Here is a 25,053-nt window from a genome sequence, read left to right as displayed (position 1 = left end):
AGCAAACGACAGTGACCATATATAAATACAGTCATCCTCTCCTCTGTCCTTTTGCCTGAGCGTTTCGCAAAATTACTTGGGTAATTTTACTTTCGCCTTCGGCGCTGTATAGCCGTGCCTTACGAACAACATCGACCTACAGTCTCTCCAGAGGCTCGTCCAGTAACAGTCCTCGCCACCTAAGTGGTACCTGAAAGAGTGCTGAAACAAGTTAAAAAACCTGATTCAGTTGCCTCGTCGGTGCCGGGTTAACCCCAGCTCTCCTGCTACCTTCATCCGAACGGATTTTTTTACTTCGTCTTTAGTGCATCTGCAACTAAGTGCATTTGCGACTAAGTAAAAAAGGAATCGTAGATTGCGGTAAATAAATCAATGGCACAAGCGATGTGAGTCACAAAAACAATGTAATGAGATTAAGCGGTTAAAATCTGTTCGGGTAACAACAAACGGGTTATCACTGGGCTAAGTGAGGCGAAGGCTCGTTACCGACAGTTGTATTAAGGCCAAAATACGTGTGTTGCGTCCTTATTATCCCGTTTTTCAAAGGCATTACATTCAGTTATAACCCGGAGTACACCTTAATGCCTCAGTTGCAATGGGGTTGGTTTTTGAGGTTTACAGCAGTATTGAGGTCGTCGGCAAGATGGGTAATGGTGTCGACTTGCTGGCTTAGCTGTTCGCCTTGATTGGCGACACAAGCGGATACCTCACTGGTACTTTCAACGCCTTTGGCGACCATATTACTGGCATTATTGAGTTCTTGTACAGACTGAACTTGATGACGCATGTTGTCTGATAATTGTTTGATATCGCTGAGCATTTCAGCCACTTTAGTTATTATTTCAGTCACTTCCTCACTCGATTTCTCTATGACTTGCTGGCCGTGATGGACCTCTACTGCGCTTTTATCTAAAAGACTACGGATTTCAATGGCTGAAGTATTACTTTTGGCTGACAGCTCTCTGACTTGCTCTGCAACAACAGCAAACCCACGCCCGTGTTCGCCGGCTCGGGCAGCTTCAATTGCCGCGTTGAGCGCCAGTAAGTTGGTTTGATCTGCAACAGAAGTGATTAAACTCGCTACAGACATAATTTGTTGATTGCTCTCAAGTATTTTATGGATTGCTTCCGTCGTTGCCGCCAGTGACTTGGCACTTTGTTGTGCTTGTTGGTTAATGATCTCGCTGCGGTTTTTTAGCTCGGCGACAAATGACTCGGACTGCTCAACTTCACCGGTCATTTGTTCGAGCTGACGGCTCATTTGCTCTGCTGCACTTGATTGAGATTCACAGTTTAGATTTAGATCATTTACCTGAATATGCAATTGCTGTGATTGGTTTTCAAGTGAGCCTGCCATTGAGGTCAGTTGTGAGGCGTTATTGGTAGCGCGTTGTAAAATGTCCGCCAACACGAGCTCAGCTTGTTTGGCTTCATTGGCGACTTTTTCTGAATGTGTCATTGCGTGTTCTGCTTGGGTAATCGCACGCTGACGTTGATTGGCGGCAAAGGCCTGGGCTATCACGATAACAATAAAGGGGATCAATAATCCTGACCATGCTTCGGCTAAATAAGCGCTATTGTCCAGCGTCATGGTTGGCATTGCTGCGCCGTTAAGTTCACAAGCCAATAGAAAGATGGCGGCCGCGGTAATTAATCCACTCCATATCAGTGCTAATGTTTGAGAACCCGTTAAAAAAATGGCAATGATGGTAACAGGGATCCAAAAGTTCTGGGTTGAGGTTAAGATGCCGCCGCCTTGATACACCAAAGTAAAGGCGTGCAGTGTCATTGCTGCAAACCCGGTATTGAGTGCCAACGTAGGCGCGTGTAAATACCGAATAATCAATCCTGCTGAAATTTGTGCAATGATGAGAATGATAGAGGTATTGATAAGAATAGTTTGTTCAGCATTGAACCATTTATATAGGCTGTAAATGCCTGTAAATAAAGACAATAAGGTGAAAAATAACACAATGTCGACATAGCGACGTTGATTGCTATCCCACTTGTGCTCGGTAGGGATAAATAGGCTGCGCCAAACAGAAGCGGGTGTCATAGTATTTCCTTATTCAATGAGCGCGTAGCCAATATGGCTCAGGGACAAGCCATATTGAACGGGGTGAAACACAAGCGTGAGGGTTAACCTTTTAACATGCGCTTTTTAAGTTTCTTGTCAGTTGGTTTGTCGCCAAGCCAAACAGCCAAAACAGCACGTCTAAATTCTTCGCCTGAGGTTACTGCTAATTGTTTGCCGTTTTTATAAGTGACAATCCCTTTACCGGGAATACTTAATAGAGTGAACTGATCGCCACTTTTGATTGGCTCTGAAAATGCACCAATAAATTGCGCGATTTGATTCTCAATAGCGTGAGTATTGCCTTTGGTTGCCAGCTTAAAACCGTCGTTCATGGCCTCGATCATTTTGTCTGAGGTGATCATGTCTGAGGTGATATTTAACCGAATCGCATTGGCTTGGTCGCTCGTTAATATTTGTTGGGCTTGGGAGGTTTTTTGGGTACTAAACAGTGATCCCACATATAAGTCGATAAAGAATTTACTGCGAACGCCAGCGCCATTGAGTTGCATTGTTTGCTCGTACAAGGTGATGGCGTTAGGTACCGGCACACCCGCTACGTCAGTGCTCGCAAAGGCAGATTGGCTAGTTAATAACAGTGCAAGGGATAATAGAGTCCGTTTCATTGGTTGTTCCTCGGTGAACCAAAAGAGGTGGCCGCCAGACTTGAGAGGTTAGCCCAGCAGCCAAAACTAATTAAAATGCGTGGTTGTATTCAATCCAGTAACTGTCGTCAGTTGAGTCACTGTTGTCAGTTTTGTAATTAACACGAATGTTCTGACGGTTATTCATTTGGTAAGCCACTGACAGTTCGCCATTAAAGCTTGCCATTTGTAGGCCGCCGTCCATGACATCATCACTCCATGACTTGCCTTGCATTTCCTCAGTGTAAGAGGCGCTAACTAATGCCCACCAATGGTCGCTAAAGGTATAGCGGGCATACATCATCCCTGTGACTACAAGTGATGGAATGTCCACGCCGCTGCTTGAAACTGCTGTCGAGCCTGCACTTTCTGGTGGTAAAATCATGTCCATGTTGTCGGCAACGACAACGGCACCGGCATATAAAATTGGCCAAATGTAGAAGTTGTCAGTGACAGGAATTGTCATAACAGGACCTGCCTGAACAACGGCCATGGTGCTGTAAAATGGGTGGTCAGCTAAAATGGCGTCAATTGACCAGCCAGTACCATTATTGGTGTTAATGGTGCCGTAACGTAAACGGTATGAACGCTTGCTGGTTTCATCATCAAAAGTAGGAATAATGCCGTAGTCTGGGTGAGTGACATTGCCGCTAAATTTGGCCGATTTATCGCCTTCATTAAGGATGTTTTTAGCCTCAAAAATAATCCCTGTTTTTTGGCCACTGTCAGCTGTTTTTTCTGACAGCATAAGCTGGCTTTTAAAGTTTAATCCTTCACTACCGTATGAACCGCCAATGGAAGTGTAAACATCAGTTGGGTTTGACATATCAATGTCTGACTTATTGTCAGCGGCTACTGCTAAACCTGAGGTCATTGACGCGATAATGGCAATATTGATAACAGACTTTTTCATAGTAACTCCGGTTATTTTAAGCATAAATTTGTTATTTTTTTGAAGAACATCTTCAAAAATTAATATTTTTTCAATGGGTTACGCACTGGCCATGAGGCGAGTGTGAGTATATTTTTTACTAAAGAATACATAGGCATACACAGCATTAATGATGAAGCTGAATGCGCCTGCTGCGAGCATTAATTCGTCGTTTCTTGGTAGTGGTACAACGTTACTTTCGTACATGAATGGGCAGCTGAAGTAGTACATAAACGACGCGGCTAATGTGAATGCCCGTGCTTGTAACCAAGTGCCTTTTTTGATGAGTAATGCAGGTAATGTAGCGGCAACTAACACCATCATTTGCGCGGTAGCAGAACCTGGGAAATTGAGGTAAACAAACACAATGTTCCACACGTCATAAGCCACAATCCAGAAGGTGGTCATGGCGGGCCAAATCATGTCGCGTTCTTTGGACTTGTCGGCAAAAATTTTCGCCCAACCTGCTAAGGTGATAATCGATAAGATGCCACCAATGGCGTTAAGGATGTTGGCAAGGTTGCCCATGCTGAAATCTTGCATCACCGCTTCAGAAATATTAATGGCAAGGAAGGCGGCAGCGCCAAATTTGGCCCATTTCATGTCGCCCACCTTGGTGTACCTAATTAAGGTAAATAAGGCGGCGGCGCCAACCACGGAGTACAGTTTTACCCATTTAAACCAATAAGAGATTTCATAACTTGACCATAACGGAATCAAAATGACGGGTAATACAAACCAAAACAGATAGTTACTCCATTTCACTCGACGGCATATCTCATTGATGATCATCAAGCCAATCAACACCAATAAAACGTGGGCATATGAGCGAAATTGATACCATTTATGGATATTGAACCCTTCATCATTAAGGGTGAAACGTATCTGTTCACCGTCAACCATGCTTAAGGTTGCGTCGTCAAAGTCAGTAATAAATTGACCTTCTTGGCTTTGGATTACCACGCCTTTGGGTGAGTTTTTCCAATACTGGGTTTCTGTTAAATTAGAGCCGCCAGATTGCTTAATAACCACAACTTGGTTGTTGTCAGCAAATTCTAAGCGGTAAAACAAACTGCCTTCTCCAGGTTTTCCATCACGGGTGCCTTGCCATACATCACCAGCCATCACCGCGTAAACCTCGTGGGTGTCGACTTCAGTGTCCGCAAAGCTTAAACCTGAATAACACAGCAATAGCAACGCTATTAATGGACTAAATAGAGCCCTTGCTTTTATGTTCATTACATTCTCTCCAGTTGGCTATCGCACCTTGGAGCATCGGTGCGATAGCACGAAGGGTTAGTGAGTTTTGGCTGTTTTGGGTGAGTCTTCCAAATCACTGATTAACGGGGCGGGATGCTTCTCATCACACGGAGGTTCACCGTCTTTTTTCTGGGTTTTGAAGTACCAAATAGCGAATGGAATATGCAGGGCTAAGTTGATGACACCCCAGTAGTAAAGGACGTTCTCGTTGTACCAATGGGTTGAGTCCATCAGTGGGACAAAGATGTCACTGTTGGCGCGAATTAATAAGTGGAATGCCAAGGTGTAAACCCGAGCAATGATATATAGCTCTGGTCGGCCTTTAATGATTGGGTAAATTTCTGCCGCCATTAAGATACAGAACGAGCTTGCGAAGAACGCTGGGCTTTCGCCAAAGACGAAGGCTAAGTTCCAAGTGGTATACAGGAAGTTCCATGCCGCAGTTGAGTAAAATAACAGATCGTTTGGTTTGTCTTTACCGATAACCCAGTATTGGCGTTTACCATTTTTGTAGCGTGGGAAAGGCACCGTGATACATAAGATCACCCCACAAATGGCGTTAAAGTAATTGGCGGTAGCAAAGTCTTTGACCGTGGCCTCGGCAATATTGAGCACTAACATGGCATATAGGAATTTTAATACCCAGTCGCCACGGAAAAAGGCCAATACCTTGTGAGGATTTTCGTGATAAAGATAAGCAATACGCGCGCCACCGACCACAATGGCCGTTGGAATAATCACACTGACTGTTTTAACCCAACGGAACCAACCGTCGAGTTGTTCTACCCATAAAGGCGCGGTTAATAACGATAATAACCAAAATGCAGCAGTTAATCTTGGCGTGCGGCGCATGCCTTCAACCAATACAAGTAACAGAACAATATATCCTGTCATTGATACAACGTATTGCCAGACTGGGATGTCCATAATGCCTCCGAAAGCATGTTTTTCTTTTAGTGTTACGGCGTTTTTTTGAACCGTAATTGGGCGTAATAAAAAATGTGTTTTAAACAGGTTTGAATAAAAATGTGTTAACCAAAGTTAGCGCTTAACTTTTAAAATCCTTTTTTAGAGTCTTTACTCTATTTATGTCGTCGGTGACGAATATTGATCTAGATCATTTAACATTTCGGTTTGGGTTGTTAATGAGGTGTGTTTGATTTGTGATTGTGACGCGGTTATCAAATATGCTTTTGCTAAATAAGTGTTTTCGCATAAACATTGTGGAGTTTTGATGATTTTAATTAATTTAGTGGACTTTACTTTTTGTTGTGTTAGGTAAGTTAAGTGCGGCCAGAGTTAGCTGTGGCGGGGTGTGTGGGGTTTTTGGATGTTTGGCATGAGGTCAGTGATGAGGCGGTTTTATGCCAGTGATACATTTACCTGAAGCCGCAGCAACCTTGCTAGCTAGCGATAAATTGCCCTGATTAATGCAAGTTGAGTCGGTAAGTTAATCAAGTTGTTTATACGTGTGTTGCGTAATTGTTATTAGTTAAGGGTGAGGCTGTCGATAGGGGAATGTAGGTAAAATTGGCAAATTATTATCGTTTTTAGCATTTATTTGTGCTTAATCGGGTGGTGATTGATGGTTTGAGTTTTGAGTTTTGAGTTTTGAGTTTTGAGTTTTGAGTTTTGAGTTTTGAGTTTCGAGTTTTGAGTTTAGATTTTAGATTTTAGGTTTTGAGATTACCGAGTGATAACTAGAGACGAGTGATTAGCCAATCACCCAGAAAGCTCACAAATGATATCGCCTTACAAAAAGTGGGGCAGGCAGCATTAACGCACACATTAATCTGCTAGTTGCTGTAAAGCTTTCGCGGTTAAACGCTCAGTTAATGGATTAATTTTGACATGGCTTGGGCTCCAACCTTTAATAAAACGCTGAAAGTCAGCCCACGCTGTCACAAATAAAGGTTGCCAGCTGTCGATAACCTCGTCGGTGGACAACTGCGGATGATGGCGAGCAATTGCTTGTGATAACGCACTGAAATACACCTGCAAATATGCGTCAAGTTGCTGCTCTGACTCGTCAAACCGTATACAACTGCTTAAGCATAAAATGACATCTTGCATGCCACAGCCGCCGCCAACATATTGAAAGTCGACCGCAGCAGCTTTGCTGTTGTTGTCATTAAAACAAAAGTTAGCCAGCTTAGCGTCACCGTGAATTAAGGTTTGATAACGACACTGTTGTAACTGCTGGTCAAGTTGCTGCGCAGCGTGTTTTAGTGGTAAGTCGGTTAATGCAGCCCATTCATCTGGGCGAGTAGCAAGGTGCCAATAGCTGCCTTGTGGCCATAACCCTTTTACTTGAGTTTGCATAAACGTGCCATGAAACTGCCCAAGCCATTGTAAACAAGTATGAATAATTTGCTCAGCGGTGTTGTTGTGAATGTTGTTGTGTGCGTTATTACTGCTTTGGCTGAGAGCGTTACTATATGGATGACCATGCACTTGGTTAAAGCCCGCTTGGGTTAAGTCTTCCATTATCAGCACAATATGCTGGCCTTGCTGCTGTGCAAAATATGTTTTCGGCACATAACACTCAACAGGGCATTGCGCGCTAATGTGCTGATACCAGTGCATTTCAACTAAATAAGATTGCAGCTTACGCTGGTGGGACAACACGCTATTCCAGCCTTTTGGGTGTGGCGCGGCCTGTTGTGGACTGCTGGGTAATTGAATGTGTTTCACAATTACACTAGGGTAAGGCGCACCTGCAAGTTCAACCCGTAATAACTGACCGTAACCACTCCATAATGACTGAATGACATGCACATGTGTGATTTGCTTCGCTTGAGTTGAGTGAATAATTTGCTGTTGTAGCGCAACGGTCAATGGCATAGGTAACGGTTCTGTTTTAAAGGCGATGGTGTTGGGTGTCTATCATACCTCAGACATACACCGCGAGGGTATTTGGATACAGACTAAGAACTTCATCTCGCTCTGTAAGCTTAGCCCTTGTATTTTGTGTATAAAAGGGTAGCGTAAAGAGCAATGATAACGAGCATCAAAGGTGCGCTGCGCAATACATTAAGCTAATTTAGGCTTAATTAATGTTCATTGTAATAATACGAATATAAAAGGCTGTTGCAGCCCTAACACATAGCGCTTAACCAAGGAGTTTGGCTTATGAAGCCTGGAAAACACGACGTAAAACTATTGAAGTTAGCTATGGAAATTGGCGAAGGTTATGCCGCAAAACGTGGTTTTAAAAATTTTGGTAAAGGGATTTCTCCTAAAGATAAAGTCGAATGTATTTATCGATTATTGGTGCAAGACGGTTTGATTACCCCATTAGCTGAAGATGCCGACGACGGCCCAAACCGGAAACATAAATTAATTTTGTGGATAACTCGGCAGTTGCCTGACACCCACCCATTGAAGAACTAATTCAGTTTTTATGCAGCAACGTTGACCAATAGACATAAAAAAACACTATATTAAATAGTGTTTTTTTATGTCTATTGGGCTGTTATTTAAGGGATATTTAATTGGCGTAGTTGTTTTTCATGCGCTTTGATTTGACGATCGAGACTGGCTACCACGGTTTCGGCTTGTTGATTTACCGCGCTCATTTCTTGCGCCAAGCTTTGCTCCCACGTTGCTCCAGCAAGGTTATTACTGGCCAGTTGGCGGCTTTTATGTAATTGAGCAATTTTTTGATCGCGCTCAGCCAATGTACGTTTACGCTCTCGGACTAACTTATCAATATCGCGATTAATTTTTTGACTGCGGATGTAGTTGGAAATACTGGCTTTTTGCTCGTTAACGTCATGGGCATCGACTTGTTTAGGGGTCGGTGAGTCTGCCGATGTGCGTGCCAACGGCACCACAATGCTACCAATATGGCTCATATCAATCGCTTCACTGTGCTCATCACAAGGCCGGTCTTGATACTTATCAATTGCACACCGATACACTTCAGCCTGTACTGATAATGAAAGTAAGCCACTAATAATTATCACAATTTTGTTAATCATAACCACCCCGATACATTTGTTTAATTAGTGTAACGCGATAATTTGTTAAAAAAAAGTGTTTAAATTAATCTGCTAATGGAAGTTGGTTGTAGGGGGATGTAAATAGTGAAGTCGGTGGAGGCAAGGCTTTCAATATATGTGCACCGAAACGCTGAGCTTTCAGGCTAAATCCTTTTATGAACAACGTGGTTATCAGGTTTTTGGTGAATTAGCGGACTATCCAAAAGGCCATACGACTTACTGCCTTGTGAAAGCGTTATAGCCCACGTTTCCCGTAAAAATAATCATCAAAAGCTATCATCAAACGCACAACATCACCACTATCTTCAAGTTAAAATGATTAGATAGCATAGGGCGGGCAATTAAGATGGCGAAGTCCGTTTTTGTGTCATTATTTATGGCCTTTTTTATTCATTCGATACGGAGAACAAGATGAGTGCTGGAACATTGAGCGATTACAGTGAAGATATGTATGAGGTTTATTTTGAAGTTGCAGATGAAGCCGTATTGACTATTTTAAGCGAATTTGTCGGCAGTAAACATGCTGAATCGATTGTGGTTTTTCCTTTTGGTTATCAAGTTGCTATGCCTATTCAGTGTATTCCAGAGATTGTGAATTATCTCAGCCAAAAAAATATTGCTATTTATCAGGTTATTCGCGGTGATAAAACCGATGGTATATGGCGTTAACGCTAAATGCATAATCGTTTTTCAGTTGTATTATGAGTGAGCAAGTCACTATAAATTCTGACTAATTTTAAACACGTTTTTGGACATAAATGAGTTAAGCCATCTAACCCACTTTGGGGCAACTATGTCTTTGAATGTCGGGATCGGAGCCCTAATAAATAGGGCTCCTTTCAACTAACAATCAATGCTTTCTGAAAGTAACAGTGCATCTTCTAATTCAACACCAAGATAGCGGATCGTGTTATCTACCTTTGTATGCCCGAGTAAAAGCAGCACTGCTCTGATATTCTTAGTTTTTGCATAGACTAATGTCGCTTTGGTTCGCCTCATTGAGTGCGTACCATAAAAACTTGAGTCTAATCCAAGATTTGAAGCCCATTTTCTGACAAGGCATCGATAGTATGAATAGCTAATTGGTTGCTGTTTTCGTCTTTGGCTTGGGAAAAGAAAATCGTTAGGGTTTAGAGAAGCAATCAACATCCATTTCATTAGACTTTGTTGAGTTCTTGTCGTTATTTCAAATTGGACTTCAATGTCTGTTTTTCGCTGAATATGCTTAACACGGTTAAATATTCTATCTTGCGAAGATACATCGCAAACTCTGAGTGGCAGTAAGTCACTAGATCTAAGTTTACTATCAATAGCTAAATTAAGTAGCGCAAGTTGCATCAAACTATTTTCAATCTCTAGCCTGGTTCTGATACGCCATATCTCTTCAAGCCGAAAAGGCTTTTTGACACCACTACGTTTCGCTTTACTAAAACACATCATGACGACCTCCTTTTATTTTGGTCATCACGATTGTAGTTAGAAAGAAATGGATGTATTCACATTAGTATTTCTACGGAATAACTCTGTAAGAGTTTGCCCAGTTAAGCCAATGAAATACTGGTCATTCCAAAACTTTAATTAATCAACTTGAATAGCCCCACACAAAGAAGGAATGGGGCTATACAGAGTTGTTATGACCTAAACTCTTTTAATTTTCCTTTAGAAAAGAACTGATATAGGCTTGGAACAACAAATAGCGTGAGTAACGTTGCTGTAATTAAGCCACCAACAATTACACTAGCAAGCGGCCTTTGAATTTCAGAACCAACCCCATTTGACATCAACATAGGTATTAATCCTAATGCTGACGTAATTGCGGTCATAAGCACTGGACGTAATCTCGACGTAGCACCATCAAATATAGCTTCTGCTGTTGTCAGTCCATCTTTGACGCGTTGGTTAATGCTTTCCACCATGACAACACCATTGAGAACTGCTACCCCAAATAAGGTAATAAAGCCTACGGAGCTTGGAACCGATAAATACTGACCTGAAAGGTATAGTGAGAATACCCCCCCTATAACTGCTAAAGGAACGTTAAGCAGGATCAGCATAGCTTGCCCGACAGAACCAAACGCAAAATATAGGAGTAATGCTATCAAAGCCAACGATAACGGTACTACAATAGAAAGGCGCTGCTGCGCTCTTTGTTGGCTTTCGAATTGACCTCCAATCGATACTGAATAACCTACAGGTAATTTTACTTCTGAGGCTATCGTTGCCTGAATATCTTCAACTACACTTCCCATATCACGGCCTTGGACGTTAGCTTGAATAACCACTCGGCGCTGCACATCATCACGCCTAACCTGTGGAGGTCCAGACTCAAAAGACACAGAAGCTACATCACCAATTCTTACCCAAGCGCCTGTAGGAGACTGTAACCTTATATCGGCTATAGCTTCACTATTCGCTCTAAATTCCTCGCCTAGACGCACGTAAATATCATAACGCTCGTTTCCATTAACAATCTGACCGGCTTCAGCACCACCAATTCCGTTTTGAACCACTTCCATGACATCGCCAACAGATAAACCATATCGAGAAAGTTCAATTCGATTAGGTGCAATAACCAGCTGTGATTCACCAGCTATCTGCTCAAGAGCAACATCTTTCGCACCTTCGATTGATTTTATAGCAGCTTCTATTTCTTGGCCTTTATTAGCAAGTACCGCTAAATCAGGTCCAAATAGTTTTATTGCAAGTTGGGCTTTTACACCTGATAACAATTCATCCACACGAGTAGCAATAGGCTGGGAAAAATTTAGTAGTAACCCAGGGAACTCTTCTAATGAGAGTTCCATTTTATCTTGTAACTCATAACGATTAGAGGCGCTTGTCCATTCTGAAACAGGCTTAAGGCCAATGTAGATTTCAATGTTGTTCACAGGCTCGGGGTCGCCGCCAATTTCTGCTCGACCAATTCGGCTCAGTGCATAGGTCACTTCAGGGAAAGCCATTAACTTTTCTTCCAATATTGGAGCAACCGAGAGCGCTGTTTCTAAACTAGAAGAAGGGGCTAGAGTAACCCTTAGGTTAATCGTTCCTTCTTCAAGTTCTGGCACGAACTCTGTCCCAATTTGTGGAATAACTGCCGCAGCTGAAGCAACAAGTGCTAATGAAACAAAAACAACAAATTTGGTCTGATTTAAAGCAATTTTCAATGACTTCCGATACAGAACATCGATAGGTTTTAAAATCAAACCTTCCCTTTCTTTTACCCCACTTTTAAACATAAAAGTGGCAAGTGCAGGAACAATAAATAAAGCAACAACTATAGCTGACACCACAGCTAGCATAATGCTGATTGCCATTGGCTGAAATAGTTTTGCCTCGACACCTTCAAAACTAAACAGTGGTGTAAAAACAACAAGAATGATTGAAGTAGCAAAAAAGATTGGACGAGCAACTTCTTTACCCGCAAGTTTTAACTTTTGCTTAATTTCAATACTTGCTTCATCGTTGCCGCTTTCCAGTTGCTTATTTAGATGTTTAAACATGTTTTCAACCATTACAACGGAACCATCGACTAACATGCCAATAGCCACGACAATACCACCAAGCGACATCAAGTTGGCTGAAACACCCAACCACGCCATCACCATTAATGCAATACCAATAGAAATTGGAATAGAAATCAGCACTAAAAATGTAGCTCTTAAATTCATTAAAAAGAGCGCCAATACAACGGTAATAAAGACAAAAGCTAAAGCAAGGGCTTCAACAACGGTTGTCACCGCTTTTTCAATTAAATCTGCCTGATCGTAAAAAGGCTCAAACCTTACACCTTCCGGGAGTGCCTGGTTGATAAGCGTGGTTCTAGCATTAATACCATCTATCGTCGCTTTGGTATTCGAACCCATCCGCTTTAAGACTATGCCAGAGACAACTTCACCCAAATTTTCGACAGTACCGTTGTCAGCTTTGCGTGTCATAGTGACAGCACCTTGTCTGATCTCTGAACCAAGTGATACATTGGCTACATCAGAAACAGTAACAACGACACCATTTAGTGTTTTCACAGGCACTTGCTGAATATTTTCAATACCTTTCTCACCACTTTCAAACCAACCTGTACCACGAATAACTAACTGCTCTTGGCCGCGGTTCATGTACCAGCCACCGACATTGGCGTTGTTATTTTCAAGCGCTGAAACTACTTCTTCTTGTGTTAACTCGTAGGATAATAATTTGGAAGGGTCGACATTAACTTGATATTGTCGAACATTACCACCAAATGACAGTACATCAGTCACACCGTCTACAGGCATTATTAATAGTTTAATGATCCAGTCATTCAGACTTCTAAGCGCCATTGAATCATACTTGCTAGTGTCATCTGAAATCAGCAAATATTGAAAAACTTGTCCTAAGCCAGAAGTGTTGGGCCCCATTTCTGGTGTCCCAACTCCGGCAGGAATAAGCTCCTTTGCAGCCTGTAACCGCTCAAAAACTAACTGTCTAGCAAAATATATGTCAGTGCCTTCTTTAAATACTACAGTTACACCGGACAAACCTGTTTTTGATATAGAGCGCACTTGTTCTACATCCGGCAATGCATACATCACAGCTTCAATTGGATAGCTAATAAGCTGTTCTACTTCTTCAGCGGCTAAACCCGGCGCTTCAGTATTAACGGCGACTTGAACATTTGTTACATCTGGAAAAGCATCTAAGTTCAACTTAGGTATGGTTATAACGGCACTTGCCATCAACGCAAATAGTGCGATTAGCACTAGCAACCTGTTGTTAATGGACCAATCAATTATTCGATTAAACATGGTTGGCCTCCTTAATGGTTATGCGGATCAAATCCGCCCTTAGCTATCTCAGAGGCGACAAAAAAAGCGCCACGGGTAACGACTCTAGTTCCAGGTTCAATACCTAAAACTTCGCGATACTCGCCAAAAGATCTGCCTCTTGTCACTTCAACTGCTATAAACTCATTTGGATGGTCTTCAATAAACACTGTCCAATCACCATCACTGCTTCTTATCAACGCTTCTTCTGGTACGGCAATGACCTCACTGTTCGATTCGAACTGAAAATAGACTTTCACAAACATACCTGAATGAAGCTTATGTTCAGTATTATTAACTGACAGTCTGACAATTCGGGTACGGGTGATAGGATCGATTGTGTGAGCTTCTTGTATTACATTGGCAGGATATTTAGAACCACTTACTTCAACTAGAGCAGGGCTGCCTAAGACTATATTTAACGCTTTATTTGGTGGAACATTTGCTTCTACCCAAAGGTCTGTCTCATCGGCAAGTAACATGATGGTTTCACCCGCTTCAATGCGCTGACCTTGCATAAAGTCATCCTGTAAAACAACACCTTCTCGCTCAGCAATAAGCGCATATTGCCCAAAGGTTGAGTTATCTTGCTGATATATTTTTTCAATTGCCTGTTGAGTCAAACCAAAAGCAAGTAACTTACCGTAAACTCCTCTATAGATGCTTTCAGCCTCCACAAGAGTTCGCTCGCTTACATTATCACTACCTAACTTTTTAGCTCGCTTCCAATTGGAAGATGCAATGATAAAATCAGCTTGCGTTTGTGCCATCGTCTCGCTAAACAATGTAACCAGCTCTTGCCCAACTTTAACGTGGTCTCCTAAGCTTGCATGGCGGCTAATAACTACAGAGTCAGTTCGTGGAGAGACAATATAGCTCTTATAACCATTTGCTTGGATTTCTCCCGGAGCATAAATACTTTTAAAATGTTTTTTTAGTACAAGCTCTTCAACTTTTATTCCTGCTAATTTAATTTTCTCAGCACTTAAAGTAATACCTTCTTCGTGCTCCTCTTCCTCAACTGAAAGCTTCTGAGGGATATTTAATTCCTCTGTAGCATGCTCAAGCTCATGAACAACAGTTTTAGTGGAGTGTTCATGCGAATGTTCATCGTGATGAGTGTTATTTTTGCTGCTACTAGCCGATGTTGGGTTTATTGAAAACACACCCAAAGTAATCACTAGGGTTACCCCTGTGATTTGAAGAAAATCATTCATAATGTCTCTTAACTTTTATTAAACCAAATTTTGTTTGCGTGAAGACGCGGTGCATTGAGTAAAGTTAAGCGATGGGAGGGCGATTGAGCCTAGTTGAATAACTATGAGGAAACAAAGTCAACTTATTGAAATTGTAGAAGTGGTTTTTGGGCAGGTTTAAGGTAAATGCTTTCACCAAAAACCAATTGGTATGATTGCCACTACAGTGCCCACAATGGTGACAGTCATACATATCATGTTTTTTATCATCATCAAGCTTGGATGTATGATCAGTCTCGTGGTTATGAGTAGATTGGAAATGTTCAGCATCTAGTTGATGAGCATCTGCAGATACGGATACCGCAAATGATTGTAAAATAATAGATAATATAAGCAGTATTTTTAAAGCAACGTTAGTTTTCACAGCTATACTCTCATCGTTAGATGAATATAAAATAGCAAATTCATGAACTCAAATCTAAGGCTATCATCACATCATCAATGATTTTTTTCTCTCCTTAGCATTTTTAATACTAAATGTACTATCGGTCTGTAGTGAAACGTGTAAGATTTGAAACAACTCTACAGCAATTTGGTGTATGTAAAATTCGGCACCGGTTACACAAATCAGTAACCAAACAAATATTCAGGGAGGAAGCTGCTAATGAATTCAGGTATTTGGTTCAGGGCGGGTATCGTTATCATATATGGCTCGTCTGTAGATGCCTCTCCTCATAGCCACCATGCAATTCAACTTGCGTGGCCTCGATCTAATTCTGGTTGTACATTAGATAATAAGGAAATTAATACAGCTGTAGTTATTGATTCTAGCATCAAGCATCAGTTACAAATGGATGAGGGTTGGATCTTATTAGTAGAACCCTCCAGTGAATTAGGTGTTGCATTGACAAAAAAGTTGGAAGGAAGGCCATCAAGGCTATTTGAAGGATCTGTTCTCTTTTTCAACCATCCCAAAAACACTGATGATTTGACGGAACATCTATCTTCACTGTTTGAAAGCCTAGGTCTGCAGACCATGTTTCCACTTTGCAATCAAACGCTAACAATAGACCCTCGTATTAGGACATTACTGAGCGAACTTTCTCAATGCTTAGATGGGCAATGCCTAAAGCCAAACCATTGGAGAGCATCAGGTGTTGCCAAAAAGCTTGCACTATCTGAAAGTCGATTTCTGCATTTGTTTAGTGAGGAACTAGGCATACCTTGGCGACCATACCTGTTGTGGTGTCGAATGATATGTGCGGTAAGAGCGATACTTAAAGGAGCATCAGCGACAGACGCTGCCTACATGGCTGGTTTCTCTGACAGCCCACACTTGAGCCGAAGTTTTAGAAAAACGTTTGGAATGACAATTCGCCAAGCAAAGACCATTTTTCAAGAAAGGTAGCCAGTTTATTCAAGTCTCGTATTCTCCTTTTGTTTACTCTTTATGTGTGTTCTCAGAGAGGAGATATTCATGACTTTGGTATCTAAAAAATATCTACAAGAAACGGCGATGCTAGATTTTAAGCACCCAGACATCCAAGAGCTAGTTGAGAAAAAAGAGTGGAATAAGCTCTCTCAGTACGAGGTTATTGGTGCAATTTACAAGTATGTTCGAGATGAAATTCAATTCGGTTATAACAAAGATGATCGCTTGGCGGCAAGCCAAGTGCTAAAAGACGGCTACGGGCAATGTAATACCAAAGGTACTTTATTGATGGCATTGTTACGTGCAGTAGGTATAGCAACACGCTTCCATGGTTTTACTATTTTTAACGAACTGCAGCGAGGAGCGATACCGAACTACCTATTTGTGTTCGCGCCAGAGCGTATCATTCATAGTTGGGTAGAAGTCTATCAGAATGAACGCTGGATTAATCTAGAAGGCTATATTTTAGATAGTGATTACTTAAAAGAGGTGCAAAACAGATTCGCTGAAGTTAATGAACCATTCTCAGGTTACGGAGTTTCTACCAAATGTTTGTCCAATCCTAGTATTGATTGGAAAGGAGAAGATACCTATATACAAAGTGAAGGGATAGCCGACGATTTTGGCGTGTTTTCGCAACCCGACGATTTCTATTTTATACACGGTAGTAACTTGTCAGGTATAAAAAAAGTGATGTTTCAATATGCACTCCGCCACTTAATGAACTGGAATGTAAATAACATACGAACAAAAGGGATTTCAAACTGAGTGGATTAGATAAATTGGCTACATATATAGAGCTTTCTGCATGAGAAAAGTAAGTCAAATTGCAGGATTTGAAACTGACTTCAATTCCTTCCTAGCTCACTTTGGGGCATAAACGCGTTAGAAATACAAACGAAGTTCAAAGCTGGATTGTCCCCCGTTGGAAATCTTTCGCTTTCCAGAAAATTTCGCCGGGGCTGCTGGGGAGATGCAAGAGGGGGGAGCAGTTTCCCCCTTCTTGCTCTGGTGTGGGCGAAGCGCCACGACGTTAATCCAAACAGGGTTTGGAAATCTTGTGTGAAATCCATATGTCTAAAACTGATATTAACTAAGTACCAAGACGTAGAGTTTTCAAAACAGTAAACAAGCAATGGGGCGCAAGCGTGTTAGCTAATCCGCCCCTTTTGACCTGACATGACTCAAAAAAGATTAATCTTTATGAGCTTATTAGTGTGTTGGGGTTAAATTGAAATATTTTGTTTTCGCTACATTGGCGACGGTTATTTGCTGGGCGTTGTCATCACATTTCACAATTTTTCCATTGCTGGCACATAGTTGCAGCTCTGCTGTGGCAAATACCTGACCAACCAATTGACTGGTGAGGTATTTGGCGCTGACGGTTAACATGCCATTGTTACCCATGACACCACCGGTAAATAATGGCTTGAAAGTATTTATCCCTAAGCGGCGGAGGTTAAGTGCAATTGGAGCTCCTGTTTCAGGATTGATTTTACCAACCAAAAACGGCCGAGTTTCATTTGTCATGTAGTCGTCAATATGGGCGTAAGTCGCAGCATCAAGTGGTTTGTCATTCATCATAACTTTAGCCGTTATCACCAAATTACTGTTAGCTGCGTTTGCTGCAGGGGTGACTTTAACTGATTGAATATCTATAACAAAGTTGCCAGTGGCTGATTTTCGGCAATGAGTTGAATGCGCCTCATTAGGGCTTAAACGGCCTGATGAATGGCAGAGTGTGCAAGCTTCATCTCCGGTGGGAATAATGCCGGCATGGTTTTCACCGGTATTGAAGTTTACGTTGTTGTGACAAGAGACACAGGCCTGTGCATAAATATTTTGTCGCCACTGTTGACCATTGTCGTGGCAGGTTTGGCATTTATTTGAATCATCTGAAAAATCGATGCCGCCAAACAGTTCTTTTGCCTCACCATTGAGCTTCATTTTATTGCCCGAATGCAAGGTGTGGATCATGGCATTCCAATTAAGGCTAAAACCTTTTTTAGGGTTGTCTTGTGTGGCAGCCATTGCAGAATTGTGGCAAGCAATGCAGTTTTCTACTTTTTGATAGTTATCATGCTTGTGTAAATTGGCAATACGAATATCACCTTCATCGTAGCCTCCAAGGCATAAATGGCAGCTTCGACAAGCAGAATTAGACACTGAATCTTTTTGTGACTTAGCCATCTGCCCCGTTGCTGGAATAAAGTCTATTGGGGTCGACAGTAGGTTGTCAGCTAATGGTTTGCCTGCAAAGTCAGTAACGTTCAAACTTTGAATCATCACTCGGTGTAGATTATTGGGGTCGCCATTAGCAAGTACAACAGGGGCATTGCCTTGGTGTTGCCACCAAGCATGATAAGTGCCCGGTTGTTTTTTGTCTTCGCGCAAGGTGCAATCATGCTGGCTGTTAGCACCATCAACAGAGCAAATCATATTATATTGGTTGTGGGTATTGGTGATGACATGGCTTTGCCATACAAAAGAGGCACCGATACCTTTAGCATTTCGATGTTGATTGGTGACAAACACAGCAATTTTAGTTAGCCCAGTAAAGGGAAGCGTTTTGCCTTGTTGGTTTTTACCTGTGACGGAAAAAGTCATCTCAAACGGTTGCTGGCCAACCACAACAATGTGCTGTGGTTCAAGTGTGAGCCGGTAATCAGTCGCTGTGGCGACATGTTTGATCTGTGACAGAGGGTTATCCACGGAATGAGCAAGGTTATCGGAGTGTAATTTGTACTGATTGCAACCACTTAGCATTACTGTGAAAAACACACTGAGGAACAGGGTGAATGGTTTCATGTATCTCACAGCCGTATCTTTTCATTGAACATGATCAATTTATAACATACGGCTTATCTAATAAACGTGAGTTACATGTAGAACCGTTAAACAATGGCGCAAACTGAGATGAACATTCGTTCATATGTGAGCAAGGTCAGCCTTAAGTACCGTCGTTGCGCATAAGTACTAATGGTAGACATAAAAAAAGCGACGCAGAAAAACGTTTCTCAGTCGCTTTTTTATATCGTTGAATTTAGCCGCAGTGGCTAAATTCGTGATGTCATTTAATCAACCGCAACCATAACATTGCTTGCTTTAATAATGGCATAAGCACTGCCACCTTCTTTTAGCCCTAGTTTATTACATGATTCTTTCGTCACTACCGAGGTGATTTCAACGCCTTGAGCAAGCTCGATGACGACTTCATTATTTACTGAACCTTCGGTGATTGATTTTACTTTGCCGTTGAGGGTGTTACGTGCGCTAATTTTCATGTTAGTTCCTTAACTTTTACCTTGATTGTGAATATATCCTTGCACAGTATAGTCAATAATGGTCACAAAAATACAACCAGAATTGGTGCGGCAAAACGCGCTGATAACCATGGCTTGGTTTATACATTACTCGAGTGCGAATAGATGGCGATTTTAACCTTTACGCAACATAATGTTTAACGTAACGTGGTGCAATTAAATGGGTGATTGAACAAATGAAAATGGAGTGAGCCATGAAAGGGATGAGACAACACTGGCGCAATAAATTAACGATCGGCTGTTGGTTGGCACTCACAGGTATAATGGCAACATCTGCGCAAGCAATGACGTTTGATGAGCATGTTATTACGACCGAAATGACGTTAACCCAAGGGGTGATTAGTGCCAATGTGTTACCCCATCCAGGTAATGAATTAATTACGGTTGGCGTTGACGACAAGCAGCAACGCTGGTTATTGATTTATGGTTTCGTTGACAACAAGCTCAGCCGATTAGATAAAGCCTTAATTGACCGCAGCTTTATTCAGTACGATGTCTTTGAGCCTGACGACCCACTGCCCAATAATCCGCTTCAAAACTTGTTCTTTACCAGTAAAGATATGCTTTACCAATACGTGACACCTTACCGTGATGCCGCAGTAACAACACCGCCTGTTAAAAATGAGCATCAGCATTGGCTTGAAGTTGCGCCGATCAGTTCATTGGTGATGACAGAAAAGCCTGATTATATCGCTAAGGGAGATTTTGTGCGGGACATTAACGGTGACGGCTTAGGGGATGTGATCATCAGTGACTTTAATCAAACCCATTTATTGTTGGCCCAAGCAGACGGTAGTTGGCATCAACAAAGTATTGGCTTGTTGCCGATTGTTGAAGTGACTCAAAGTGGGGCAGAATACAGCCGCAGTGAAATATTTTACAGTGACATGAACTTTGACCAACGCCTTGATTTAATTAAAGTAGGCGAAGGCATGTTGGAGGTTTATTATCAAAAGGAAGATGGCACATTTGCTGATGTCGCTGGCTTTGTGTCGGTCAGTCAGCCAATCAGCGGTGTTAATTGGTGGAATAAGCGCGACGCCTATGGCAAACCGCTTGATCAAAGCGATTTACTCTATCGTAAGGTAGAGCACATTAAAGATATCAACGGCGACGGCTTTACCGATTTAGTGGTGCGTTATACCAAAAGTTCAGGTGTGTTTGACCGCAGCAATGACTATGAGGTGTATTTAGGGACGCAACCTAACAGTGAGTCGCTATCTAATACGGTTCAATTTAGTCGTAACCCAAGTAGTCTTATTCGCGCAGAAGGGACATTAACCGGGCTTAAGTTTGCCGACCTTGATAACGACAATATTGAGGAAGTAATCGTGTCTGGTTTTGATATTGGTGTCACGCAAGTGATCGGTGCCTTGTTGTCGGGCAGCATCGATCAAGACGTCTACATATTTAAAATGGACACCAATAGTCAGTTTCCTAGTGAAGCCAATGAAAGCAAGCAAGTGCAGCTCAACTTTAGCTTAACCTCCGGCCAAAGCGGTCAACCTGTGGTGATGGTCGCTGACATAAATGGCGATGGGTTAGATGAACTGTTGTTGTCAGACAGCGACGCTGCGATCAAAATTTATACGGGTCAAAAAGGGGCTGTGCCTTTTAGCCGTAAAAGCCAATCGCTTAACGTCGATGTCCCTACTGAAGGCAGTATGTTGTCAGTTGCCGATATCAATGGCGACGGTAAAGACGATTTATATCTACAGTATGGTCCGCAAGATGATGACAAGCTACAACAACAGTTAAGGGTGTTAATTGCCAAGTAAGTGCTGTTTTTACATGCAAATAAGATTCATTATCAATAAAGTCAATGTTTTAGCGTGCTCTTAAAGGCCGTGTTCAGAAAAATACCGTTAATTTTATCATTAGCGGTATTTTTTTGTTTTTATAACTAAATATATGATTAATATTGAATTAATTATTATTTATGCTGAGTCACGCGATTCAAGAAAAAGTGATATAACTCATAAAATGATTAACGTGTGTTTAAAATAGGTTTTGATTTTCTCAGTAAAGAGTACACTCGCTTTAAACATGTAAATGTTATACATGATTAGCAATTAGGAGAGTGTGTCAATGTTCTGTGTTCAATGTGAGCAAACAATTCGTACCCCAGAAGGTAATGGCTGTAGTTATACTCAAGGCATGTGTGGCAAATTAGCCTCAACATCAGACCTTCAAGATCTACTTATTTATATGCTGCAAGGCGTGTCAGCTTATGCTGTTAAAGCACGTGAATTTGGTATTGTTAATCCTGAAGTTGACACGTTTGTACCAAAAGCATTTTTCGCAACGCTAACTAACGTTAACTTTGATGACGACCGTTTAGCAGGTTATGCACAACAAGCGCAAGCTTACCGTGATGAATTAAAAGCCGCTTACGTTGCTGCATGTGAAGCTGCTGGTCAAACTCCTGTTGTTATTGCTAATCAAGGCGAATTAAACCTTGCTGCAAGTCAACTTGAAATGCTTGAACAAGCACCTATCGCACTACCTAACCGCGGTGATGTACATGAAGATATTCTTGGTCTTCGTCTTTTATGCCTATATGGCTTAAAAGGTGCAGCAGCTTACATGGAGCATGCTCGCGTATTAGACCAAACTGACGCTGAAGTTGCTGGTGATTTCCATAAAATCATGGCATTTATTGGTGAAGATTCAGTTGATGCTGACCAACTATTTGCTACTGCTATGGAAATTGGCCAACTTAACTACCGTATAATGGCAATGCTTGATGCGGGTGAAACGGCTTCATTTGGTCACCCAGAACCAACTCAAGTCAACACTAAGTCTGTTAAAGGTAAAGCTATCTTGGTTTCTGGCCATGATATGAAAGATTTAGAGCTCATCTTGCAACAAACTGAAGGTAAAGACATTAACGTTTATACCCACGGTGAAATGCTACCTGCTCTTGCTTACCCTGAGCTAAAAAAATACCCACACTTAGTAGGTAACTACGGTAGTGCTTGGCAAAACCAACAACAAGAGTTTGGTACTTTCCCAGGCGCTGTTGTGATGACCTCTAACTGTATTATCGACCCAAATGTTGGCGATTATGCAGACCGTATTTACACTCGTAGTATTGTTGGCTGGCCTGGCGTTACTCACGTTGAAGGTGACGATTTCAGCCAAGTTGTAGAAAAAGCACAAGCACTTGAAGGCTTTAAATACGACGAAATTCCACACATGATCACCATTGGTTTTGCACATAATGCATTAATGGCGGCTGCGCCAACTGTTGTTGAAAACGTGAAAAACGGTTCAATCAAAAACTTCTTCCTTATTGGGGGTTGTGACGGTGACAAAACTGAACGTAGTTACTTCACTGATTTAGCCACTTCAGTACCAGATGACTCAATCATCTTGACGTTAGGTTGTGGTAAATACAAATTCAACAAACTTGAGTTTGGTGACATCAACGGTGTTCCACGTCTATTAGATATTGGACAATGTAACGATGCTTATTCTGCAATCCAATTAGCACTTGCGTTAAAAGACATTTTTGAATGTGACATTAACGAATTGCCATTACACCTTGTCCTTTCTTGGTTCGAGCAAAAAGCGATTGTAGTATTACTGACATTATTATCGCTTGGTGTTAAAAACATCCGTACAGGTCCTAGCGCTCCAGGTTTCTTAACTGAAAACCTTGCTAAGATTTTAGAAGATCAATTTGGTCTTCGTACTACCACTGATGTAGCAACAGACTTAAACGCGATGCTTAACAAAGGCGCTTAATCTGTGAATACGGCGATAGTGGCTTTGGCTGCTATCGCCGTTTTTTTATTTTTAGTATGTAAGGTGAATTATGAGTACCTCAGGATTTTCATTTTCAACAGCATTGGCATCCGCTCAATCATCAAAAGAGCCGGCCAGCGATAACTCAAACGCACCGACCACCGATGCCAACTTGAAAACGACACCCGCGGCGCCAAGCTCATCTGGTTTTTCTTTTGCTGGTGCGTTGTCGTCTGCTCAAGCTGACAACGCCACATCAACCCCTGCCAAAGCCGCTGAAAAACCTGCTAGTTCAGGCTTTTCATTTTCAGGCGCGCTGGCTAGTGCGCAAAAACCTGCGGCAACTAAACCTGCAACAGGCGGTTTTTCATTTGCTGGCGCATTAGCCTCTAAGCAAACACAAACTCAGCCAACTCAAGCGCAAGTGTTAGCGGCAGATGAATGGCAACGCAGAGAAGTCACATTGCGCTGCATTGAAAAATGGAACGAAACCCACGATGTGGTGAGCTTTCGCTTTAAAGGCCTAGAGCCTGTGAAGTTTAACTTTAAGCCGGGTCAATTTTTAACTTTTAAGTTAACCATTGACGGTAAAACAGTTTATCGCAGTTATACCATTGCATCTTCACCATCACGGCCTTATTCGTTAATGGTTACGGTGAAGCGTATTGAAGGTGGTTTGGTCTCTAACCATTTAGCTGAACACCTAAATGTGGACGACGAAGTGACGGTTGTTGGCCCTGATGGCGCATTCAACCTTATTGATATTGCCGCTGACAAATACTTGTTTTTAAGTGCAGGTAGTGGTGTTACGCCGATGCATTCAATGTCACGTTGGTTATGCGACACCAGTGTTGATAGTGATATTGCTTTTGTTCACAGTGCTCAAAGCAGTCACGACGTTATTTTTGCCGATGCGATGGCATCCATGGCGCAACGCAGTCCACAATTTTCATTAAGTTACTTATTGCGTGAAGGCAGTGAAACCGCCAGTTTATCAGCACGTTTTGACGGTACTCAATTTGAAACTGGGCGTATTAACGTTGAAAAGCTAGCCACGCTAGTTCCTGATTATCAAAGCCGTACAGTGTTTGTTTGTGGCCCACAATCTTACATGGATGCGGTAAAAGCCATGTTAGAAGCCGCTGACTTTAATATGGACAACTTTAACCAAGAAAGTTTTGGTGAAGTGGCAAGTGTAACCTCAAATGCGCCTAAGTTGAGTGCCAGTGAACATAAAGCCGCTGGTGGATTTATGTTAAAGGTCGCGGATAAAGAGATTGCCCTTGGCAGCGACCAAACCTTACTTGAAGGCATTGAGGCAGAAGGGCTGCCGATTATTGCTGCTTGTCGTAGCGGTGTGTGTGGTGCATGTAAGTGTAAAGTCACCGATGGCACGACGATTTCAAGCAGTAAAATGACCTTAACCGCAGCAGAAATTGAAGCCGGTTATGTGTTGGCTTGTTCAACCAAAATTACCTCTGATGTGGATCTAGAAATGTAAGTTTGTCATCATTGATGATTGTCAGCTTGGCGAGGTTTTAGGCCAAGCCTGCTGGCATGAAACTTGGTTATCGTCCTATTGGTGTGCGTATTCCCCTTCACCCTTTCATTTAATATTCACTTTCTCAGCGTCGTTATCT

At 42.0% G+C, this 25,053-nt stretch carries 20 protein-coding genes and 1 riboswitch; of the genes, 7 read left to right on the top strand and 13 right to left on the bottom strand.

All coding sequences use genetic code 11. The annotated features are described in order from the left end of the window. Nucleotides 1–33: 33 nt before the first annotated feature. Nucleotides 34–161, bottom strand: a riboswitch (glycine riboswitch). Nucleotides 162–586: 425 nt separating this feature from the next. From G3R48_RS10605 to G3R48_RS10580, 6 genes are all read right to left on the bottom strand, one after another. Beyond that, nucleotides 587–2,056: a methyl-accepting chemotaxis protein gene (locus tag G3R48_RS10605; RefSeq protein WP_153664889.1), complete on the bottom strand. Its 1,470-nt coding sequence runs from the start codon at nucleotides 2,054–2,056 to the stop codon at nucleotides 587–589. A gap of 83 nt (nucleotides 2,057–2,139) precedes the next feature. Next, a complete protein-coding gene (locus tag G3R48_RS10600) occupies nucleotides 2,140–2,700 on the bottom strand; it encodes a chalcone isomerase family protein (protein WP_153664887.1) in 561 nt (186 codons plus the stop codon). A gap of 70 nt (nucleotides 2,701–2,770) precedes the next feature. Then, a complete protein-coding gene (locus tag G3R48_RS10595; RefSeq protein ID WP_153664885.1) occupies nucleotides 2,771–3,631 on the bottom strand; it encodes a hypothetical protein in 861 nt (286 codons plus the stop codon). A 78-nt stretch (nucleotides 3,632–3,709) separates the two neighbouring features. After that, the gene (locus G3R48_RS10590; protein WP_228497462.1) at nucleotides 3,710–4,888 is read right to left on the bottom strand and encodes a DUF5692 family protein; all 1,179 of its coding nucleotides are present in this window, start codon (nucleotides 4,886–4,888) and stop codon (nucleotides 3,710–3,712) included. Between the two features lie 57 nt (nucleotides 4,889–4,945). Then, complete coding sequence (locus G3R48_RS10585) at nucleotides 4,946–5,836, bottom strand: hypothetical protein (RefSeq protein ID WP_153664883.1); 891 nt, start codon at nucleotides 5,834–5,836, stop codon at nucleotides 4,946–4,948. Nucleotides 5,837–6,697: 861 nt separating this feature from the next. Next, nucleotides 6,698–7,753 carry a phosphotransferase gene (locus tag G3R48_RS10580; RefSeq protein ID WP_153664881.1) on the bottom strand — a complete coding sequence of 352 codons (1,056 nt, stop codon included), beginning with the start codon at nucleotides 7,751–7,753 and terminating at the stop codon, nucleotides 6,698–6,700. A 288-nt stretch (nucleotides 7,754–8,041) separates the two neighbouring features. On the opposite strand from G3R48_RS10580, the gene G3R48_RS10575 reads away from it, so the two are divergent. Next, entirely contained in the window at nucleotides 8,042–8,302 is a 261-nt protein-coding gene (locus G3R48_RS10575) for a DUF5062 family protein (RefSeq protein WP_153664879.1), read from the top strand. Between the two features lie 86 nt (nucleotides 8,303–8,388). Here the strand turns inward: G3R48_RS10575 and G3R48_RS10570 are convergent, their stop codons facing one another. After that, a complete protein-coding gene (locus tag G3R48_RS10570; protein ID WP_153664878.1) occupies nucleotides 8,389–8,892 on the bottom strand; it encodes a hypothetical protein in 504 nt (167 codons plus the stop codon). A gap of 432 nt (nucleotides 8,893–9,324) precedes the next feature. Here G3R48_RS10570 and G3R48_RS10565 point away from each other — a divergent pair, with 432 nt between their 5' ends. Beyond that, entirely contained in the window at nucleotides 9,325–9,582 is a 258-nt protein-coding gene (locus G3R48_RS10565) for a hypothetical protein (RefSeq protein ID WP_153664876.1), read from the top strand. Nucleotides 9,583–9,756: 174 nt separating this feature from the next. Here G3R48_RS10565 and G3R48_RS10560 read toward each other — a convergent pair whose 3' ends face one another. The 4 genes from G3R48_RS10560 to G3R48_RS17415 form a co-directional block, all read right to left on the bottom strand. After that, complete coding sequence (locus G3R48_RS10560; RefSeq protein WP_153664874.1) at nucleotides 9,757–10,353, bottom strand: tyrosine-type recombinase/integrase; 597 nt, start codon at nucleotides 10,351–10,353, stop codon at nucleotides 9,757–9,759. Between the two features lie 191 nt (nucleotides 10,354–10,544). After that, nucleotides 10,545–13,694, bottom strand: a complete 3,150-nt coding sequence (locus G3R48_RS10555; protein WP_153664872.1) for an efflux RND transporter permease subunit — start codon at nucleotides 13,692–13,694, stop codon at nucleotides 10,545–10,547. An 11-nt stretch (nucleotides 13,695–13,705) separates the two neighbouring features. Beyond that, nucleotides 13,706–14,929 (bottom strand): efflux RND transporter periplasmic adaptor subunit, encoded by a 1,224-nt coding sequence (locus G3R48_RS10550; RefSeq protein WP_153664870.1) that lies wholly within the window; start codon nucleotides 14,927–14,929, stop codon nucleotides 13,706–13,708. Between the two features lie 64 nt (nucleotides 14,930–14,993). Continuing rightward, entirely contained in the window at nucleotides 14,994–15,332 is a 339-nt protein-coding gene (locus G3R48_RS17415) for a DUF2946 family protein (RefSeq protein WP_380714375.1), read from the bottom strand. A 240-nt stretch (nucleotides 15,333–15,572) separates the two neighbouring features. Between G3R48_RS17415 and G3R48_RS10545 the strand changes: the two genes are divergently transcribed. Both G3R48_RS10545 and G3R48_RS10540 read left to right on the top strand, forming a co-directional pair. After that, a complete protein-coding gene (locus tag G3R48_RS10545; RefSeq protein ID WP_153664868.1) occupies nucleotides 15,573–16,316 on the top strand; it encodes a helix-turn-helix domain-containing protein in 744 nt (247 codons plus the stop codon). A gap of 69 nt (nucleotides 16,317–16,385) precedes the next feature. Continuing rightward, on the top strand, nucleotides 16,386–17,108 hold the full coding sequence (locus G3R48_RS10540; protein ID WP_153664866.1) for a transglutaminase-like domain-containing protein: 723 nt from the start codon (nucleotides 16,386–16,388) through the stop codon (nucleotides 17,106–17,108). Nucleotides 17,109–17,552: 444 nt separating this feature from the next. On the opposite strand, the gene G3R48_RS10535 is transcribed toward G3R48_RS10540, so the two are convergent. Next, the gene (locus tag G3R48_RS10535; RefSeq protein WP_153664864.1) at nucleotides 17,553–19,148 is read right to left on the bottom strand and encodes a multiheme c-type cytochrome; all 1,596 of its coding nucleotides are present in this window, start codon (nucleotides 19,146–19,148) and stop codon (nucleotides 17,553–17,555) included. Between the two features lie 266 nt (nucleotides 19,149–19,414). Beyond that, on the bottom strand, nucleotides 19,415–19,624 hold the full coding sequence (locus tag G3R48_RS10530) for a TOBE domain-containing protein (protein WP_153664862.1): 210 nt from the start codon (nucleotides 19,622–19,624) through the stop codon (nucleotides 19,415–19,417). Between the two features lie 233 nt (nucleotides 19,625–19,857). On the opposite strand from G3R48_RS10530, the gene G3R48_RS10525 reads away from it, so the two are divergent. The 3 genes from G3R48_RS10525 to G3R48_RS10515 all read left to right on the top strand — a co-directional run bounded on the left by G3R48_RS10525 (nucleotide 19,858) and on the right by G3R48_RS10515 (nucleotide 24,914). Further along, complete coding sequence (locus tag G3R48_RS10525; RefSeq protein ID WP_153664860.1) at nucleotides 19,858–21,441, top strand: FG-GAP repeat domain-containing protein; 1,584 nt, start codon at nucleotides 19,858–19,860, stop codon at nucleotides 21,439–21,441. 310 nt (nucleotides 21,442–21,751) lie between these two features. After that, a complete protein-coding gene (hcp, locus tag G3R48_RS10520) occupies nucleotides 21,752–23,413 on the top strand; it encodes a hydroxylamine reductase (protein ID WP_153664858.1) in 1,662 nt (553 codons plus the stop codon). Between the two features lie 70 nt (nucleotides 23,414–23,483). After that, nucleotides 23,484–24,914, top strand: a complete 1,431-nt coding sequence (locus G3R48_RS10515; RefSeq protein WP_153664856.1) for an FAD-binding oxidoreductase — start codon at nucleotides 23,484–23,486, stop codon at nucleotides 24,912–24,914. Nucleotides 24,915–25,053: the final 139 nt, after the last annotated feature.

Source organism: Shewanella intestini (assembly GCF_018221465.1).
Classification (GTDB): Bacteria; Pseudomonadota; Gammaproteobacteria; order Enterobacterales; family Shewanellaceae; genus Shewanella; species Shewanella intestini.
This window is presented reverse-complemented; position numbering and strand designations above follow the sequence as displayed.

Bases quoted from the DNA above. Each gene is read 5' to 3' on its own strand.
- G3R48_RS10545 (WP_153664868.1), top strand. From the start codon at position 15,573: ATGAATTCAGGTATTTGGTTCAGGGCGGGTATCGTTATCATATATGGC.
- G3R48_RS10550 (WP_153664870.1), bottom strand. From the start codon at position 14,929: ATGAATGATTTTCTTCAAATCACAGGGGTAACCCTAGTGATTACTTTG.
- G3R48_RS10595 (WP_153664885.1), bottom strand. From the start codon at position 3,631: ATGAAAAAGTCTGTTATCAATATTGCCATTATCGCGTCAATGACCTCA.
- G3R48_RS10590 (WP_228497462.1), bottom strand. From the start codon at position 4,888: ATGAACATAAAAGCAAGGGCTCTATTTAGTCCATTAATAGCGTTGCTA.
- G3R48_RS10530 (WP_153664862.1), bottom strand. From the start codon at position 19,624: ATGAAAATTAGCGCACGTAACACCCTCAACGGCAAAGTAAAATCAATC.
- G3R48_RS10535 (WP_153664864.1), bottom strand. From the start codon at position 19,148: ATGAAACCATTCACCCTGTTCCTCAGTGTGTTTTTCACAGTAATGCTA.
- G3R48_RS10540 (WP_153664866.1), top strand. From the start codon at position 16,386: ATGACTTTGGTATCTAAAAAATATCTACAAGAAACGGCGATGCTAGAT.
- G3R48_RS10565 (WP_153664876.1), top strand. From the start codon at position 9,325: ATGAGTGCTGGAACATTGAGCGATTACAGTGAAGATATGTATGAGGTT.
- hcp (WP_153664858.1), top strand. From the start codon at position 21,752: ATGTTCTGTGTTCAATGTGAGCAAACAATTCGTACCCCAGAAGGTAAT.
- G3R48_RS10600 (WP_153664887.1), bottom strand. From the start codon at position 2,700: ATGAAACGGACTCTATTATCCCTTGCACTGTTATTAACTAGCCAATCT.
- G3R48_RS10555 (WP_153664872.1), bottom strand. From the start codon at position 13,694: ATGTTTAATCGAATAATTGATTGGTCCATTAACAACAGGTTGCTAGTG.
- G3R48_RS10585 (WP_153664883.1), bottom strand. From the start codon at position 5,836: ATGGACATCCCAGTCTGGCAATACGTTGTATCAATGACAGGATATATT.
- G3R48_RS10560 (WP_153664874.1), bottom strand. From the start codon at position 10,353: ATGATGTGTTTTAGTAAAGCGAAACGTAGTGGTGTCAAAAAGCCTTTT.
- G3R48_RS10580 (WP_153664881.1), bottom strand. From the start codon at position 7,753: ATGCCATTGACCGTTGCGCTACAACAGCAAATTATTCACTCAACTCAA.
- G3R48_RS10605 (WP_153664889.1), bottom strand. From the start codon at position 2,056: ATGACACCCGCTTCTGTTTGGCGCAGCCTATTTATCCCTACCGAGCAC.
- G3R48_RS10570 (WP_153664878.1), bottom strand. From the start codon at position 8,892: ATGATTAACAAAATTGTGATAATTATTAGTGGCTTACTTTCATTATCA.
- G3R48_RS10515 (WP_153664856.1), top strand. From the start codon at position 23,484: ATGAGTACCTCAGGATTTTCATTTTCAACAGCATTGGCATCCGCTCAA.
- G3R48_RS10575 (WP_153664879.1), top strand. From the start codon at position 8,042: ATGAAGCCTGGAAAACACGACGTAAAACTATTGAAGTTAGCTATGGAA.
- G3R48_RS10525 (WP_153664860.1), top strand. From the start codon at position 19,858: ATGAAAGGGATGAGACAACACTGGCGCAATAAATTAACGATCGGCTGT.